2 protein-coding genes are annotated in these 1156 nt (G+C 30.4%); both read left to right on the top strand.

What is annotated here, in order from left to right:
- Positions 1-501 precede the first annotated feature (501 nt).
- Positions 502-645 (top strand): hypothetical protein, encoded by a 144-nt coding sequence (locus AC6F8J_RS15155; protein WP_500724459.1) that lies wholly within the window; start codon positions 502-504, stop codon positions 643-645.
- A 52-nt stretch (positions 646-697) separates the two neighbouring features.
- Positions 698-931 (top strand): hypothetical protein, encoded by a 234-nt coding sequence (locus AC6F8J_RS15150; RefSeq protein ID WP_500724458.1) that lies wholly within the window; start codon positions 698-700, stop codon positions 929-931.
- Positions 932-1156: the final 225 nt, after the last annotated feature.

Here is a 1156-nt window from a genome sequence, read left to right as displayed (position 1 = left end):
CGCTTTTTCTTCTATTATTACAACACAGGTTTACACAGGACGTTAATAAAAAGAATATAAATTTGACAAAAAAATAAGCCTAAACACTTGCTATTAAAGGCATATATGAAAAATCATTATGAAATTTGCTTTCAAACTCGCGCGTTAAAAACTCTTATCATAGTATTAGAATTGGTATGGTTCTTAATAGAATTGTATTCTGATGAGAGAAGAAAACGTGCTTGCAGGCTGCGTTCTTCTCTTTTCTTTTTTTGTCATTAACAAGATAATACAAGAAAAATACCGTGTTGCAAAAAACAACAGAGTAAAGTAGGAACGAATTAAAATTACGAACAAGAATTTGTAGCTAACTTGTAGCCGGTAGTACTAACTATTTGTTGCTCAACACAAACAAAGATGAAGTTTATTTGGACCTAGATGAAGATATTTTCAAACCGGAAGTATAGTTCTATTTTTATAAGTTGATTTTTATATTATCATTTCCTTAGAATGGGGGGGAATATGAATATTTTAAAGAGTATTCTAATATCAATGCTTATTGTCATGATGAGTTTAAGTATTGAATTAGAAGTCAATGGACCAAATGAAGTTATTTTAGAAAAAAATGTTAATCCAATAACAACAGAATTACCATATGAATGGTAATGCAAGTAAATTCAATAGAATTTTCAAAAAATCAGGCTCAAGGAGACCAGCTATGAAAAAAACAATCTCATTACTACTATGCATGGTTATCGTATTAGGTTCATTTAATCATGAAGTAAACGCAAAGGAAAAAAGTAAAAGTGATTTTGTCTTATATGAAAACTACGATCAATATGCTGATGAAATGTCAGAAATAGAAAATTATGTTACAATTAAAAATGGAAAGTATATACTTAATCCTGAATTATTCATGACGGTTCACGAAATGTTACTGAAAACCGCATAGGTACTGTATTCGTGCCTACTTTTGCTTTTCACTTAAAAAGTGAAGCTAACACAATAGAAAAAGAGCTCCAATTGAAAGAGAAAGTGAGTTGAGTGGCTATTTTTGTATCATAACATCAGAGAAGATGACGGCTAAAGAGGCCTTGAATCTGTATAAAAGTAGAGATACTTCAGAAAAACTTTTCCGTGGAGATAAAACATATCTTGGTGATAAGAGTCTGCGAAT

It is taken from the genome of Petrocella sp. (assembly GCF_059865615.1).
Note: the sequence above shows the minus strand (reverse complement) of the source record. Positions and strands in the feature narration are given on the sequence as shown.

Coding starts and splice junctions, on each gene's coding strand:
- AC6F8J_RS15155 (WP_500724459.1), top strand. CDS start 502: ATGAATATTTTAAAGAGTATTCTAATATCAATGCTTATTGTCATGATG.
- AC6F8J_RS15150 (WP_500724458.1), top strand. CDS start 698: ATGAAAAAAACAATCTCATTACTACTATGCATGGTTATCGTATTAGGT.